At 51.2% G+C, this 13,264-nt stretch carries 18 protein-coding genes and 1 rRNA gene; 10 read left to right on the top strand and 9 right to left on the bottom strand.

Annotation, left to right across the window (positions count from 1 at the left end):
• Position 1: 1 nt before the first annotated feature.
• From F7B33_RS07845 to F7B33_RS07835, 3 genes are all read right to left on the bottom strand, one after another.
• Entirely contained in the window at positions 2 to 1,072 is a 1,071-nt protein-coding gene (locus F7B33_RS07845; protein WP_297074078.1) for an OB-fold nucleic acid binding domain-containing protein, read from the bottom strand.
• A 125-nt stretch (positions 1,073 to 1,197) separates the two neighbouring features.
• The gene (gene scpB, locus F7B33_RS07840; RefSeq protein ID WP_297074041.1) at positions 1,198 to 1,794 is read right to left on the bottom strand and encodes an SMC-Scp complex subunit ScpB; all 597 of its coding nucleotides are present in this window, start codon (positions 1,792 to 1,794) and stop codon (positions 1,198 to 1,200) included.
• A gap of 49 nt (positions 1,795 to 1,843) precedes the next feature.
• Positions 1,844 to 2,872 carry a DUF835 domain-containing protein gene (locus tag F7B33_RS07835; RefSeq protein WP_297074040.1) on the bottom strand — a complete coding sequence of 343 codons (1,029 nt, stop codon included), beginning with the start codon at positions 2,870 to 2,872 and terminating at the stop codon, positions 1,844 to 1,846.
• A 143-nt stretch (positions 2,873 to 3,015) separates the two neighbouring features.
• On the opposite strand from F7B33_RS07835, the gene rrf reads away from it, so the two are divergent.
• From rrf to F7B33_RS07820, 3 genes are all read left to right on the top strand, one after another.
• Positions 3,016 to 3,137: ribosomal RNA gene (rrf, locus tag F7B33_RS07830) — 5S ribosomal RNA — on the top strand.
• Positions 3,138 to 3,184: 47 nt separating this feature from the next.
• The gene (locus F7B33_RS07825; protein ID WP_297074039.1) at positions 3,185 to 3,847 is read left to right on the top strand and encodes a protein-L-isoaspartate(D-aspartate) O-methyltransferase; all 663 of its coding nucleotides are present in this window, start codon (positions 3,185 to 3,187) and stop codon (positions 3,845 to 3,847) included.
• Between the two features lie 39 nt (positions 3,848 to 3,886).
• Complete coding sequence (locus F7B33_RS07820) at positions 3,887 to 4,507, top strand: HAD-IB family phosphatase (protein WP_297074037.1); 621 nt, start codon at positions 3,887 to 3,889, stop codon at positions 4,505 to 4,507.
• Positions 4,508 to 4,643: 136 nt separating this feature from the next.
• On the opposite strand, the gene F7B33_RS07815 is transcribed toward F7B33_RS07820, so the two are convergent.
• Positions 4,644 to 5,861: an A24 family peptidase C-terminal domain-containing protein gene (locus F7B33_RS07815; RefSeq protein ID WP_297062890.1), complete on the bottom strand. Its 1,218-nt coding sequence runs from the start codon at positions 5,859 to 5,861 to the stop codon at positions 4,644 to 4,646.
• Between the two features lie 9 nt (positions 5,862 to 5,870).
• Positions 5,871 to 6,035: a class III signal peptide-containing protein gene (locus tag F7B33_RS07810; RefSeq protein ID WP_297062888.1), complete on the bottom strand. Its 165-nt coding sequence runs from the start codon at positions 6,033 to 6,035 to the stop codon at positions 5,871 to 5,873.
• Between the two features lie 68 nt (positions 6,036 to 6,103).
• Between F7B33_RS07810 and F7B33_RS07805 the strand changes: the two genes are divergently transcribed.
• Positions 6,104 to 6,442 (top strand): ASCH domain-containing protein, encoded by a 339-nt coding sequence (locus F7B33_RS07805; protein ID WP_297063576.1) that lies wholly within the window; start codon positions 6,104 to 6,106, stop codon positions 6,440 to 6,442.
• On the top strand, positions 6,439 to 7,008 hold the full coding sequence (locus F7B33_RS07800; protein WP_297074036.1) for an ASCH domain-containing protein: 570 nt from the start codon (positions 6,439 to 6,441) through the stop codon (positions 7,006 to 7,008). The genes F7B33_RS07805 and F7B33_RS07800 overlap by 4 nt, the downstream gene beginning before the upstream one ends.
• Here the strand turns inward: F7B33_RS07800 and F7B33_RS07795 are convergent.
• Entirely contained in the window at positions 6,989 to 7,270 is a 282-nt protein-coding gene (locus F7B33_RS07795) for a hypothetical protein (RefSeq protein ID WP_297063565.1), read from the bottom strand. The two genes, F7B33_RS07800 and F7B33_RS07795, sit on opposite strands and share 20 nt — an antisense overlap.
• Before the next feature lie 150 nt (positions 7,271 to 7,420).
• On the opposite strand from F7B33_RS07795, the gene F7B33_RS07790 reads away from it, so the two are divergent.
• Positions 7,421 to 8,122 (top strand): TIGR02253 family HAD-type hydrolase, encoded by a 702-nt coding sequence (locus F7B33_RS07790; RefSeq protein ID WP_297074076.1) that lies wholly within the window; start codon positions 7,421 to 7,423, stop codon positions 8,120 to 8,122.
• Positions 8,123 to 8,191: 69 nt separating this feature from the next.
• Here F7B33_RS07790 and pgsA read toward each other — a convergent pair whose 3' ends face one another.
• Genes pgsA through F7B33_RS07775 form a run of 3 tightly spaced genes read right to left on the bottom strand, consistent with a single transcriptional unit; the run spans position 8,192 to position 10,905 of the window.
• Positions 8,192 to 8,761, bottom strand: a complete 570-nt coding sequence (pgsA, locus tag F7B33_RS07785) for an archaetidylinositol phosphate synthase (protein WP_297074034.1) — start codon at positions 8,759 to 8,761, stop codon at positions 8,192 to 8,194.
• A complete protein-coding gene (locus F7B33_RS07780; RefSeq protein WP_297063561.1) occupies positions 8,762 to 9,304 on the bottom strand; it encodes a tRNA (cytidine(56)-2'-O)-methyltransferase in 543 nt (180 codons plus the stop codon).
• A complete protein-coding gene (locus F7B33_RS07775; RefSeq protein ID WP_297074075.1) occupies positions 9,304 to 10,905 on the bottom strand; it encodes a transglutaminase-like domain-containing protein in 1,602 nt (533 codons plus the stop codon). Before F7B33_RS07775 ends, F7B33_RS07780 begins: the two co-directional genes overlap by 1 nt.
• 49 nt (positions 10,906 to 10,954) lie before the next feature.
• Here F7B33_RS07775 and F7B33_RS07770 point away from each other — a divergent pair, with 49 nt between their 5' ends.
• The 4 genes from F7B33_RS07770 to F7B33_RS07755 all read left to right on the top strand — a co-directional run.
• Positions 10,955 to 11,734 carry an S-adenosyl-l-methionine hydroxide adenosyltransferase family protein gene (locus F7B33_RS07770; RefSeq protein WP_297063571.1) on the top strand — a complete coding sequence of 260 codons (780 nt, stop codon included), beginning with the start codon at positions 10,955 to 10,957 and terminating at the stop codon, positions 11,732 to 11,734.
• A gap of 37 nt (positions 11,735 to 11,771) precedes the next feature.
• Entirely contained in the window at positions 11,772 to 12,311 is a 540-nt protein-coding gene (locus F7B33_RS07765; protein WP_297063557.1) for a nucleotidyltransferase domain-containing protein, read from the top strand.
• The gene (locus F7B33_RS07760) at positions 12,301 to 12,741 is read left to right on the top strand and encodes a HEPN domain-containing protein (RefSeq protein WP_297063555.1); all 441 of its coding nucleotides are present in this window, start codon (positions 12,301 to 12,303) and stop codon (positions 12,739 to 12,741) included. Before F7B33_RS07765 ends, F7B33_RS07760 begins: the two co-directional genes overlap by 11 nt.
• On the top strand, positions 12,734 to 13,264 hold a 531-nt coding region (locus tag F7B33_RS07755; RefSeq protein ID WP_297074033.1), incomplete at its 3' end, for a nicotinamide-nucleotide adenylyltransferase. The genes F7B33_RS07760 and F7B33_RS07755, both read left to right, overlap by 8 nt.

The raw sequence follows: 13,264 nt of genomic DNA, 5'->3' as shown, positions 1-13,264 counted from the left end.
TTCACTCACCACCGAGGGCTTTCAAAACTTCCCTGAGTTCCCTCCTCGCGAGTTCAATCTCACGCCTTTCATCAACTTCCTCCCATGTCCTCGCCTTTAGGAGAGTTCCGAGGAACTTATCTTCGGTAACGTTGCCCCTGACGATTATCTCCTTCCCGAGGAGCGGGTAGTAGGTTTCCTCCGCGAGCTTCCTGCCGGCTTCCCTTATCGTCAGACCCTCCTCGATTAGTTTCTTGAGTTTCTCGTCTATCTCCTCTGGACTTTCGCCGAGTAGCTCGCTCGCCTCGTCGCCAAAGAGGGTAACCCTGATGTAGCCGGTAGAATCATCAAGGCCGAAGTCGAGGACGACCATCTTCACCGGCTCAACTGGGCCGTGTTCAGGACAGACCCAGGTCTCACTCGCCGGGTCGTAGTCAACCTTTCTCCTACACTCGGGACAGGACTCATAGGTTACAACGCGGTAGAGCCTCGCTATCGTCCCCCTCAGCTCGACGAAGCGCTCGTTGCCTTCTAAGTCCCTAATCTTCATCCTCCTGTAGTTGTATGTTCTGACCTCTTCAAGGGGAGGTATCTCCTCAACGCGGGGGTCTTCCGGGTTTTTAATAATCCTCGTTCTGAAGTTGGCGTGAAGCTCTATTCCCCTCATACCCTCCTTAACGAGGGGGTCTATGACCTTGATGACATCTCCGGGACTGAGTTCGTCGTAGTATTTGCTCACGAAGTTGTCCCATAGGACGAGCCTCGCCTGGCCTGTTGAGTCGTAGATTACGAGGTTCGCAACCCTACCCGTTGAGCCGTCCCTCTTAGTGTACTCCCTCGGCGGAAACTTCCTGAGGACCCTTGCAACGATGTTGACGTTACTCATTCCCGGGACAAGGTCAGCTATATGAAGTAACTCCTCACCCTCCTCTAGTTTGATTCCCATCTCCTCCGCGAGCATTACGGCCGCGGCGTGTTCGGAAATCCCGTGGGTTTTAGCCAGTTCCCGGATTTTTCTCTCTACCTCCTCCTTTGAAAGACCCCTGTGGCGGATAATCCTGTTGATAATTTGCTCCTTTGTAAGGCCTACCATACCACTCACCTTGATGGTAATCATCATTTCGAGTATTTAAACTTTTTGTTACTGACTTCTTTAGCCGAGAATGGACATTATTTCTGCCCTATTGAGAAAAAAGGGCAACTGAAAGACTTATAAGTTTATTCAGTTCCAGAACTTTCTTCTCCAGTTTTGGAGTCGTCACTATTTTTGCCCTCGAGCTTTGCTATGAGGTCGCTGTACTCGGCGTGGACGACCTTCTTAAAGGCCTCCTTGATTATAACCGGGTCGTTTTCGGGGAAGCCGTAGAGCTCGGCGAACTTTTGAGTCGTCCCGAGAAGCTTCGTTCTCTCGTAGGGTTCCGCATAGATTAGACCCATCTCCGTTAGCTTCCTTATGTGCTCGTAAGCCTGACTCCCGCGGAGCTTTATTATCTTGCTCTGTTCAATCGGCTGGAGGTAAGCTATAAGTGCAAGCGTTTTCAGTTCTCCTGTCCTTAAGTCCGGCCTTGGCATCAGGTGGATTACCCGCTGGCTGTACTCCTGTTTGACCTGCATAACGTATTTGTCTCCGAGAACCCTAACAACCTCAATCGCGCTCTTTCTCTCTGCGTATTCTGCCGCTATGAGCTCGATTAATTTTTCAAGGTAATCGAGGGATTTTATTCCGAGGGTCCTTGAGAGTTCCTTTACGCTGAGGGGCCTTCCAGCAACAAAAAGAGCCGCCTCGACGAGGGCCTTGTCCTCAAGCAGTCCCATGGGTCACACCTGTCTGTGGTCTCTTCAAGGTTCGTTATTAAACTTCCGTTTACTCGAAGATTCTTCTCAGCATGGCACGCTCCCTTTCGTCCCAAGAGCCCTCGTCAAGAACAACTACAAGTAGGGCGTTATTAACGAATGCCATGTCCCTGAGGGTTGCCAGGAACTTAAGAACCGGCTGAAGGCCATTATAAGTAACGAGGAACTCAAGGCCATCGAGTACAACAACGCCGGTGATTCCACGCGAACTGGCCTCCTTGAGGTATCTGCTCACGAGCTCACTAATCCTCGGAAGGTTCGTAGGGTGAACCTTCATCTCGCCGCCAACGGCCGTTATCATGTAAACGGTCCAGGTGGGGAACTCAACGGGCTTCCTCAGGAAGGCCAGAACAGGGTATTCTTTAAGTGATTCAATAACGTTCCGGTAATCATCGCTTGTAATGAGCCTTATACCCGGCTCAACCGTTATTTTGGGCTTCTTCCGTATGAACCTCTCGGAGAGCACCATTCTGGCCATTAAATACGCAGACAGAACCGTTAAGATTGCCCCAAGGGTAAAGCCGATAGGGGCAAACCACTCCACACCTCTCAGAACGGGATAGTCCATCTCGTGAAGACCGAAGAGCGCGAGTGCTATACCAGCATTTCTGGCGGTTGGGAAGTTTCTCTCCGTGGAGGATATCATAATACCAGCTAGAAACACGTAGAAAGCCGCAATGCCATAGGGGATTCCCACTCTTGATTCCCAAGTGTTACCCAAGAGGAGCCCGTAGAAGGCCCCAAAGAATGGTGTCAAACCCAGAATCCACGGTCTTTTAAATGCAATTTGACCTTCTTCGATTAAGAAAAGCAACGAGCCATAGAAGAGAATCGAAGAAAAGAGTGCATAAAAAACAACGACAAAGGCCTCCATTCTAAGGACGTCCATAAGAACAACGATAGCCGAGATAACCCAGCCCACTCCCAAATGAAATGAAGATAGTCTCCCCGATACCCTATACGCCCGGAACAGGAAGAAGGCAACGATAACCTTAGCCGTCAGGCTGAGAACTTGTCCAGCAAGCAACAGACTCTTCACTTAAACCACTCAGGTTAAGTCCAATGAACCGATTATAATGTTTTCCCCGTTCCACGTCATAATCCTGCGACTTCATGGGGAACACAGTTTTTCATGCAGAGTACCGCAAAATTTATAAACCCGCCCTGGCAGGTATGTAACGGCACGGCGGTCATAGCGGCGGGGTTACACCCGGTCTCGTTTCGACCCCGGAAGTTAAGCCCGCCAGCGTTCCCGGGTGTACTGCCCTCCGAGAGGGGGCGGGAAACCGGGAACGCCGCCGGCCACTAACTTTCTCACAATCCTTAAATTATCATGAGCTGACTGTTCTCCATGTTCGATGAAAAGAAGCTGAGGTATCTATGGAATAGAACCGTTGAAAACCTTGTCAGGGAAGGCATCATCAGGAGCGAGGCCGTAAGGCGGGCGTTTCTCAAGTTCCCACGCTACCTCTTTGTGGAGGAACGGTATAAAAAGTATGCCCATCTGGACGAGCCGTTGCCGATTCCTGCTGGACAAACGATAAGTGCTCCCCATATGGTTGCCATAATGCTCGAGCTGGCCGACCTAAAGCCCGGTATGAACGTTCTTGAAATAGGAACTGGAAGCGGGTGGAACGCTTCCTTAATAGCTGAGCTCGTTAAGAGAGATATCTACACCATCGAGAGAATTCCCGAGCTGGCTGAATTCGCGAGGAGAAACCTTGAGCGGGCTGGGGTTAAGAACGTCCACGTGATTCTCAGTGATGGCAGTAGAGGGTTTCCTCCCAAAGCGCCGTACGACAGAATAATCGTTACCGCTGGAGCCCCCGACATACCGAAGCCTCTGGTTGAACAGCTCAAGCCTGGAGGAAAGCTCATAATCCCAGTTGGGAGCTATCATCTCTGGCAGAACTTGCTTGAAGTAATCAAGCGTGAGGACGGTTCAATTAAGGTTAAAAACCATGGGGGAGTGGCTTTCGTTCCGCTCATAGGTGAATATGGCTGGAAGGAGTAGGCTTTTAAGTTCCCCTCCCTTTTATAACCTGGTGATAGAATGAGGCTCATAGCGTTTGACGTTGAGGGGACGCTCGTAAAGGCGCGCTCAAGCTGGGTTGAACTCCACAAGAGGTTCGGCACGTGGGAGAAGGGAAAGGAGTATGCTAAACTCTTCTTTACCGGGAAGATTGACTACGCTAAGTGGGCCGAGCTTGATGCATCTCTTTGGCTCGGCAGAAGAAGAAAAGAAATCCTTGAGTGGGCGAACTCGGTTGAATATAACGACCACGCCTTTGAGCTGGTGGAGTTTTTGCGCGAGAACGGTTTCAAAATAGCCCTCCTGTCGAGCGGTCTCATGTGCCTCGCGGGAAGGGTTGCGAGAGAGCTAAAGGCTGATTACGTCTTCGCGAACGAGCTGGTCTTTGAAGACGGTAAGGTTGTGGGGGTAATACCAAGGGTGGACTTCGAGGGCAAAGGGGTAATCCTGAGACAACTAAAGGAGCAACTCAAGCCGGAACTGACGGTGGCCGTTGGCGATGGCTTTAACGACCTCAGCATGTTCAGAGAAGCGGATGTGGCGATAGCTATAAACCCGCACGAGGGTGTTGAGGGCGACCACGTCGTCGAGAGCCTGAGAGAAGTTCGGGAGATAGTCGAAGGCTTGATTGGGGGTCGGTGAAGGGCGTGGTCATCATGCCTCAGCAAAGCAAAAGCTCGTCATCCCCCTGTCGGCCCGGCCGGAACCCCCGGTTCACGATTCCCCAGGGAGGGCGGGCGCCGGGCCATGAGATGTTTCTGGATAAGACCTTAAAACATTAAAGGCCTATCATCTTGAGCTCGAGCCACCAGAATATGTCGCCGACGAAGTAGCTTATCAAGAAACCCAGGAATATTGCCGGAGCGAAGGGCATAGCTTTCTTCCTCAAAAACCTGTTCTCAAGTCTTCCCTCAGCGACAAGCCTCCTTAGTTTCTCAATCTGCTCCTTCGTCAGGCCTTCGGCCGTTGGTGATGCGATGACTTTTTCATAGCCCGGCTTGAGGATTGATAAATCGGCGTTCATGAGCGCGACCTTGAGCCTCTCGAAGGGGTCCGTTCTGTCACGTTTTACCTCTCCGTCTTTCTCGAAGATTGTCTCACCCAGTATGTCCCACTCCCTGAGCTCTTCAACGGGAACCTCCTCGATGAGGACGTTTCGCCTTATGAACCTGACGAGAGCCAGGAAGACCTTGAAGGCGTAGAGAAACGCGAGGAGCTTTACGAAGGCAAAAACCGCGCTCATCGGCGAGAGGTAGATGAGATAGGCCAGGGCAAGGGCTCCAACAACGTCCCCGATTTTCCTAAGCTTTCCGAAGACCGTTATGAGAACTATCGCGAGGAGCCAGCCGGCTATGGGGTTCAACTGGAGACCGAGACCCTTTTCGAGGATAACCCGAACACCAATGGCCCCTATAATCCAGAGGGAAAGCTCGACGGTAATGCCCGCTCCGGAGACGAATATCTCCTTGAGTTCTGAATACTGCCTTCTCAGCAGTATAAGGCCGAAGGCGTAGATGAATATGAACGGAAACACCGCGATGAGGCCGTTGAGGAGGATTGCCATGGGATAGAGGGGGTAATAGATGTAGTAAGGCGCGGTTATCTTAGCCGTGTTAGGAGGATAGGGCAAGAGGGCTGAAAATCCGGCGAGAATTATGGCATCACCGCTTGCCCATGCTCCTATGTAGAACAGAAACAGGCCGAGAACCAGACCCACGAAGAGGGCTATAATACCCGAAATGGCAACCAGGAGATTTCCTTCACTCAGGCCTTTGTAGAGATAATACAGTATTCCGATTTCAACGGCCGGGACCGGCAGTTTAACGAGCCAGCCCGGGAGGTTCACCTCTTCATCGCCTTCATCCCACCCGAGCAACTTACCTATGAGTGCCAACAGAACCGAGACGTGGTTGTCGAAGATGAAGCCAGTCTTCAGGTCGGTGTAAGAGGTAACGAAACCCATAACTAGGCCCGCCAGAAGAGGTATGACTTCCATGCTTCCACCTCACAGGTTTTCAAGGAGTTCTTTTCTAGTTTTATCAACGTAGTTACCGAGGCTCTTGTTGAGGGAATTTATTGAATTCATGATGACTCTAGCCGCAATCAGTACTAGGACTAGAACCGCGGCGAGCATGAAAAGGTATTCAATAGCCGTTTGAGCCCTTCTCATGGTTCCTCCCAATAGGGTTACGGCCCAAAGGCTTTAAAAGTTTCCCCGAACTCTTTCCGGGAGTGAAGATGAAGGTTTACCGGCTCTTCGTGAGGGATGAATACCTGGACTTCATAAAGTCCGGCCAAAAGAGGATTGAGGTGCGGGTAGCCTATCCCCAGCTCAGAAAAATTCAGCCCGGGGACAAGATTATTTTCAACGACTCGATTCCGGCTGTGGTGACCCAGGTCAAGCGCTACGAGACGTTTCGTCAGGTTCTGAGGGAGGAACCGATAAAGAAAATCTTTCCGGATGAACCCAGCTTTGAGAGGGCGGTAAAGAGGTTCCACAACCTCTACCCCAAGTGGAAGGAGAACCGCTACGGTGTTATAGCCATCAAGTTCAAGCTCATCGGTGAGGGGAGATGAAGCACCTTGAGTTCGACGGTCGCTATGCCGATGCCATACTGAAGGGAAAAAAGAGGGCAACCGTCAGGCTCGGCAGGAGGCCCAACCTCAAGGAGGGGGATGAGGTTCTAATCCACGCAGGTGGCTACGCCATAGGTAGGGCCGTAATCGAAAGGGTTGAGAGCAAGACGGTCAAAGAGCTCACCGATGAGGACGCTTTTCTCGACGGGTTCCCCAGCAGGGAGGAGTTAATCAACGCCTTAAAGGAACACTACAAATGGGTGAACGATGATTCGAGAGCACACGTTATCGTTTTCCGCCTCGTGGAGAAGTTTGATAAACCAGTGATGAGTTCCGACTACGCCTATGAGGGGAACCTTCCGGTGGAGATAGCCGAGAAGGCCCTCAAATACCTTGACCTCCCAGAGGAAGACAGAAAGCTCGTAGAGCTATTCCTCAAGACGGGAAGCCTTAGAAAAGCGGCCTACAAACTTGGGGGATTGAACAAGCGCTACCTCATAAGGGAAGCTCTCAGGAGAGCCTATGAGGAGCTTAAAAAGAGAGGAATCATGGGGCCAAAGCTTTAACGCTTTCGAGGAACGCTACCGTCTCCTCGCCATTAACTTCTCTCTTAACTGCCGAGAGCTTAACGGGCATGAGCTTGAAGGTGTTTCCGTTGATTAACCTCCTCAGGGTCTTCTCGAACTCCTTGAGTTCGTCCTCACTCGCGAAGTCGACCTTGGCTATGAAGTCGTACTCGCCGTAGAGCCAGTGTCCCTTTACTGGAATTTTTTCAAGGACTTCGTCCCTAACTCCCCATACGAGGAGTATTGCCTCGATTTTTCCCACCTCCTAGTGGGAAAAGGGTTTCTCCCCGATAAAAGTCTTTCTCAATTTTTTCCGTCAAACCTCCAAATCCCCGAAGGATTTTAGACCTGCATTCGTCTCTATGGCGGGAAGTGTTTTAACGCCCCTCCCGAATCCAGAGCGGTGGTGGTTATGAAGGCCGTGTTCTTCGACTTCGTCGGGACCCTGATAACGAAGGAAGGGGAAAACGTAACGCACCTCAACATAATCCGCGAGGTTCTCAGAAGGGTCGGGGCAGAGCTCGACGCCAAGGAGGTCTGGGATGTCTATGAAGAGGAGAGCTCAAAGCTCTTCAGCGAGCTGGCCGGAAAGGAGGCGAAAAAAATCCGGGAGGTTGACACAGAGGCCTTAAGGCGTGTCGCCGAGCGCTACGGCTTCACCGTTCCTGAGGAATTCTGGGAGATAAGCCTCGAGATGCACGCCCGCTACGGCAGACTCTTCCCCGATGCCGTCAAAACGATTAAGGCCCTGAAGGAACTGGGTCTCCACGTCGGAATCATAACTGACTCGGACAACGACTACATCATGGCCCATTTGAAGGCCCTTGGGATTTACGAGTTCTTCGACAGCATAACGACGAGCGAAGAGGCCGGCTACTTCAAGCCCCACCCAAGGTCCTTTCTTCTGGCACTCGAAAAGGCGGGGGTAAAGCCGGAGGAAGCCCTTTACGTGGGTGATAATCCTGCCAAGGACTGTGTTGGAGCCAAAAACGTTGGAATGCTCAGCGTCCTCCTCGACCCGAAGGGTGAAAAGAGAAAGCTATGGGCCAACTGCGACTTCGTCGTTTCAAAGCTGAGCGATGTTGTTGAGATAGTTAAAGGTTTGATTGAGTAGGGGTCGGAAACGGCAGGGCTCTTCATCGGCAGACCTCGCCTAGCGAAATTCTCGTCATCCCCCTCTTTTTCACTTCAGCCTTTGATAGGCTACATAGAACCTCTGAACGACCGTTATCCACGCGAGGATTCCGACTATGTAGACACCGTACTCAACGTATCTAACCCCAAGGAATGAGAAGACCATCAGGATTATCAGCCTCTCGGCCCTCTCTGCTATGCCAACCGCCAGTTTTCCAGAGCCAGCCAACTCTGCCCTGCAACGCTCGTAGCTCACCAAATAGCTCCCCATGAAGGTTAAAAAAGCAACTCTCCAGTCCACAAGGGAACCGAGGGCGATTCCAAACAGTATCGCTCCGTCGCTTATCCTGTCAAAGGTCGAATCCAAGAAGGCACCAAAACGGCTGGTTTTTCCAGTTAATCTCGCCAGCGTTCCGTCGAGGGCATCAACAAGGGACCCGATTAGAAGGACTAAACCTGCCAACCTCGGCTCGCGGAGGTAGTAGAGGTATGCCGAGAAAAGGCTGAGTATAAGCCCTATCACCGTAACTGCGTTTGGTGTCAGTCCTGCTTTTGCGAGGGGCTTAACTATCGCCTCAAGATAACCCTTAACGTTCTCGCGGTACCTGTTGAGGACCATTTAGCTCCCCTCATCGAGCTGGATTACCTTCTTCCCCCTCTCCTGTGGGATTATCCTGAGCTTTGCCCCTTTAAACTCCTTCCTCAGGCCTTCGCCCTCAAGGAGCCTGTCGAGGAAGACCGCCAGCGCGGCAACTTCGCTGTGGGGCTGGTTTCCTATTGCAACGTTGTAGTGGGCCAGCTCGTAGACTTCCCTCGGCACCTTTTCGGCACCGACAACAACCAGAATGTCCTTCCCCTCTTTGAGCTCTTCCTTCAGTCTGGGCATCGCGTCGTCAACGTGAATTCCGTACATCGTCAGGTGAACGATTACCCCTTTCTCGCGCCACTCCCTGAGGATTTTCTTCCAGCTGGGGTTGAACTCTATCTCAAAGGGCCCTCCCCAGCGTTTTACAACGTCTTCAACGCTCTCCCTAACGTGTTCGTCCTTCTCGGCGGCGACTATTATCTTCTCGGCTCCGAAGGCCCTCGCCGTCAAAGCGACGTGGGTGGTGATTCTCTTGTCCCTCTCCGGTCTGTGGCCGAGTCTAAGCACAGCTATCATCACACCTCACCCGTGAAAACCCTCCAGTAGTATGTGAAATCATCGCGCCATGACACGTCCCTGTAGAACTCGTACATGACTTTTATGTTTTTCTGGATTCTATCAACGCTCCACTCAGAAAGAACTTTGTTAAGCTCGGCATTGTTGGGTGCGGAGGCAAAAAGGAAGAGTGCATAGAGTTTTTCCTGCTCGTTCAGACCGTTGAGGATAAGGTCGAGTTTTGAACGGAGAGGCGGGTTTACACGGTTTATAATCACATTCATAAGTCTGTCCTCAAGGTTGCTCGTGAACTGGGCGGTAACATCAACGTGGCTGTGAAGCTTGGACCCGTATTTAAGGGCCATGAGACGGTAACCCCTGCTCGTTACGAGCTGATAGACCCTCGGGAAGTAAGGACTTGCTAGGTACTCGTCTAGGGTTCCTATAAAACCATGCCTAAAATCAATGACATACCAGCCGTCTTCGGTGTAGAATTCTGTAATTGGACGAAGGGTGCAGTCCCGTCCGTCGTAGAGACTCACGATTCTTGCTGGGATATCTATTGACCTGAGCATTGCTGTTATAAGTACCTGTGCTTCTCTAGGGCTTATTGACTCCATTCTCAGGAGTTCCTTTGGAGTTATGGTTGTCGTGTTGGCTGTGAAGTTGTATACTGCTTTAATCCACTTGTATATCTCAAGGGCCGCCTGGTATTCGGAACTTGCGTTTCCTATTATCGTTAGCGTGGCCGGTTTGAAGGCGGTGGCGTTGAAGGCGGAGCTCGAGTTGTATTTCTCCTCCCAGTACTTGTCAACTACGTGTGTGTAGGTTAGCCAGACGTAGTTTTCGCCGTAAGCCCTTTTCAGGTCTTCAGTATTTGCGTTCCACGGTTGCCATATAACAGTAATTCTAAAGCTCTTGGCAATGTTCTTTTCCACAGTTCCGATGCGGTACTTGAGGAGGATTGATACAAACCCATCGCGATATGCATAGGGTGCTCTAAAGGTGTATCTCAAGGTCACGTTCTGATTGGCCGGGATAATCTTCGGAGGGGTTGGAACTCCCGTGATGTTCATTCCCGGCAGAGGCATAAAGCTTATGTTTAGAACTTCGATGTTCTCACTATATTCGTTTGTTATCCTAACGGTTACGGGTATCTCTTTTCCACCAAAGACTCTCTTAGGTGCTGTTACATTTAAAAACATCTTTATGGGAACGTTTTCCTCGTTTGAGACGGTTATCCTGAAGTGACCGTAAAAGCCGGTCCACGTCCTCTTGAGTTCATCCCTGAGCTCCAGTGAAACCTGAAGTGTGTATATTCCCGGCTTTGGAGGGGCCCTGATTATCCACACGAGCTGAGTCGATTGACCAACCTTCAGAATAGATGGAAACCTCGGCTCTTGGACTATCTGAAAGTTGGGATTGCTGATAATCAAGTTTGCTCCCACCAGCCCGACCTTTCCTGTGTTGTTGACATTTACTATTATGTGGAACGTTCCTCCAGGTGGTACAACCGTTTTGTCTATCGAAAATGTAACCTTTGCTGGTGGCTTTACGAGGCAACCCGATGCAAAGACTATGAACGCAAGTGCCAGAAGTACGGCTGTTTTTCTCACCTTCATCTCCAAACCCTTTAAAGTATACCAGTTAATTAAACTTTGGGTGGTGGCGATGATAACGCTCACAACGGACTTCGGGCTCAGGGGCCCTTACGTGGGGGAGATGAAAGTTGCAATGCTTAGAGTCAACCCCAGGGCGGAGCTTGTCGATGTCACCCACGCCGTAACGAGGCACTCAATAATAGAAGGCTCCTTCGTTATGGAGCAGGTTGTCAAGTACTCGCCTCCCGGAACCGTTCACGTTGGAGTTATAGACCCGGGTGTCGGGACCGAGAGGAGGGCGGTGGTCATTGAGGGTGACCAGTGGCTTGTCGTGCCAGATAATGGCCTCGCAACGCTTCCCTTCAAGTACATAAACGCTAGGAAAGCCTGGGAGATAGACCTCGAAAGGATTAAACGCTTCACGGGGTGGAGGATAAGCTCGACCTTCCACGGGAGGGACGTCTTTGGTCCAGCCGGCGCACTCATCGATATGGGTGTTTCTCCCGAGGAGTTTGCTCGCGAGATTCCCCTCGATTCCCTCGTTAAGCTCGATTTGGAACCGAGAAGGGAAGGTGACCTCTGGTTACTCAGGGTAATCTACGTTGACGACTTCGGGAACGTTATCCTGAACCTTGAAAACTATGAAAGGCCGAAATCCGTTGAGCTTCCAGATTTAGGCCTTAGAATTCCATATCTCGATACCTACGGCCAGGTTAGACCCGGTGAGCTCCTCGCTTTGCCCGGAAGCCACGACTACCTTGAGATAGCGGTAAACAGGGGTAGCGCGAGCGAAAGGCTTAACCTGAAGGTCGGGGACGAGGTCAGGGTGAGGCTCGTTCAAAAATCCTGAACGAAAGGTTCAAAAATTTTGAACGAGAGGATAATCCATGATCCATAGACTTGCATCAACCGAAAACCGTGAGAGAATTCTCGAGTATATACTCGAGATGGAAGAGTTTGGGCCGGAGGAGGTTGCCTTGGCTCTAAACCTCAGCAAGGGATTGGTCTCCACATACTTTCGAGAGCTGGTGAAAGTGGGTATAATCCACAAACGGGGGCGGAAGTTCTACCTATCTAGGGGTCCCGAGCTGAGAGAACTTAAGAGGTTCCTTAACTTCTGGACTCTGAGGGAGGCTCTGCTACCGCTTAGGGAGGACTGGATACTTGCTTTGGGGGTTTATGGAAGCTTTGCCAGGGGTGAAAACGGAAGGGACAGTGACGTTGACGCTTGGATTTTTGTGGAAGAGAGTGACCCTCTCAAAATCATGGAGTTCCAGGAAAAGCTTGAAAAAGCCCTCGGGAGGGAAGTTGACCTTCTTGTCCTTACAAGGGATAAACTGGCCCGGCTCAAAAAGGAGAATCCCTATCTTTACTGGAGCATCAAACTTTCATCGCTGGTGTTATGGGGGGACGTTGATGGACTTTGAAGAGCGCGTTAGAAGGAGCTATCTTAGAAGAATTGAACCACAACCTGAACTTGGAAGGCTCATCCTTGCCAAGGCTCGCTCCTTCTTGGAATCTGCAAGAAAGAACCTGGACATGGGCATTCACAACGGTGCCCTTGTAATGGCTTACCTTACCTTCTTCCACGCCGCGAGGACACTTCTATTCAGAGATGGGTGGAGGGAGAAAAGTCACGCCTACATCTCGGCCTATCTTAGGGAGTTCTACGTAAAGCCCGGGATCATGGAGGTTAAATGGGTGAGATACCTCGATTACGTGAGGGACCTGGGGTATCAGGGCCAGTACGACGTTGGCTTCTCCCCGGAGCCTGAGGATGTTGAGACCATTATCCCGAAGGCAGAGGCATTTATCGAGGTTGTTGAAAACATCCTTGGAGGTGAAACCGATGGTTAAACGCGGTCTCTTCGTTGGAAGGTTCCAGCCTGTGCACAACGGCCACATTAAGGCCCTCGAGTTCGTTTTTTCGCAGGTTGACGAGGTGATAATCGGCATTGGGAGCGCACAGGCCAGCCACACGCTGAAAAACCCATTCACGACGAGCGAGAGGATGGAGATGCTGATAAGGGCTTTGGATGAGGCTGGTGTAAACAAGCGCTACTACCTCATCCCGCTCCCGGACATCAACTTCAACGCCATATGGGCGACCTACGTTGTCAGTATGGTTCCCAGGTTTGACGTCGTCTTCACCGGCAACTCTTTGGTAGCACAGCTATTCCGCGAGAAGGGCTACGAAGTTATCGTCCAGCCCATGTTCAGGAAGGACATCCTCTCGGCGACCGAGATACGGCGGCGCATGGTTGAGGGCGAGCCTTGGGAGGAGCTGGTTCCCAAAAGCGTTGCCGAGTTCATAAAGGAAATCCACGGCGTCGAAAGGATTCAGATGCTCGCCACCAATCTTGAGAAGAACGAGAAGGAG

Origin of the sequence: Thermococcus sp., from assembly GCF_015523185.1 — an archaeon.
Taxonomy (GTDB): domain Archaea; phylum Methanobacteriota_B; class Thermococci; order Thermococcales; family Thermococcaceae; genus Thermococcus.
This window is presented reverse-complemented; position numbering and strand designations above follow the sequence as displayed.

Coding starts and splice junctions, on each gene's coding strand:
- F7B33_RS07780 (WP_297063561.1), bottom strand. CDS start 9,304: ATGATAGCTGTGCTTAGACTCGGCCACAGACCGGAGAGGGACAAGAGA.
- F7B33_RS07775 (WP_297074075.1), bottom strand. CDS start 10,905: ATGAAGGTGAGAAAAACAGCCGTACTTCTGGCACTTGCGTTCATAGTC.
- F7B33_RS07845 (WP_297074078.1), bottom strand. CDS start 1,072: ATGGTAGGCCTTACAAAGGAGCAAATTATCAACAGGATTATCCGCCAC.
- pgsA (WP_297074034.1), bottom strand. CDS start 8,761: ATGGTCCTCAACAGGTACCGCGAGAACGTTAAGGGTTATCTTGAGGCG.
- F7B33_RS07800 (WP_297074036.1), top strand. CDS start 6,439: ATGAAGCACCTTGAGTTCGACGGTCGCTATGCCGATGCCATACTGAAG.
- F7B33_RS07815 (WP_297062890.1), bottom strand. CDS start 5,861: ATGGAAGTCATACCTCTTCTGGCGGGCCTAGTTATGGGTTTCGTTACC.
- F7B33_RS07805 (WP_297063576.1), top strand. CDS start 6,104: ATGAAGGTTTACCGGCTCTTCGTGAGGGATGAATACCTGGACTTCATA.
- F7B33_RS07810 (WP_297062888.1), bottom strand. CDS start 6,035: ATGAGAAGGGCTCAAACGGCTATTGAATACCTTTTCATGCTCGCCGCG.
- F7B33_RS07820 (WP_297074037.1), top strand. CDS start 3,887: ATGAGGCTCATAGCGTTTGACGTTGAGGGGACGCTCGTAAAGGCGCGC.
- F7B33_RS07825 (WP_297074039.1), top strand. CDS start 3,185: ATGTTCGATGAAAAGAAGCTGAGGTATCTATGGAATAGAACCGTTGAA.
- F7B33_RS07790 (WP_297074076.1), top strand. CDS start 7,421: ATGAAGGCCGTGTTCTTCGACTTCGTCGGGACCCTGATAACGAAGGAA.
- scpB (WP_297074041.1), bottom strand. CDS start 1,794: ATGGGACTGCTTGAGGACAAGGCCCTCGTCGAGGCGGCTCTTTTTGTT.
- F7B33_RS07760 (WP_297063555.1), top strand. CDS start 12,301: ATGGACTTTGAAGAGCGCGTTAGAAGGAGCTATCTTAGAAGAATTGAA.
- F7B33_RS07765 (WP_297063557.1), top strand. CDS start 11,772: ATGATCCATAGACTTGCATCAACCGAAAACCGTGAGAGAATTCTCGAG.
- F7B33_RS07770 (WP_297063571.1), top strand. CDS start 10,955: ATGATAACGCTCACAACGGACTTCGGGCTCAGGGGCCCTTACGTGGGG.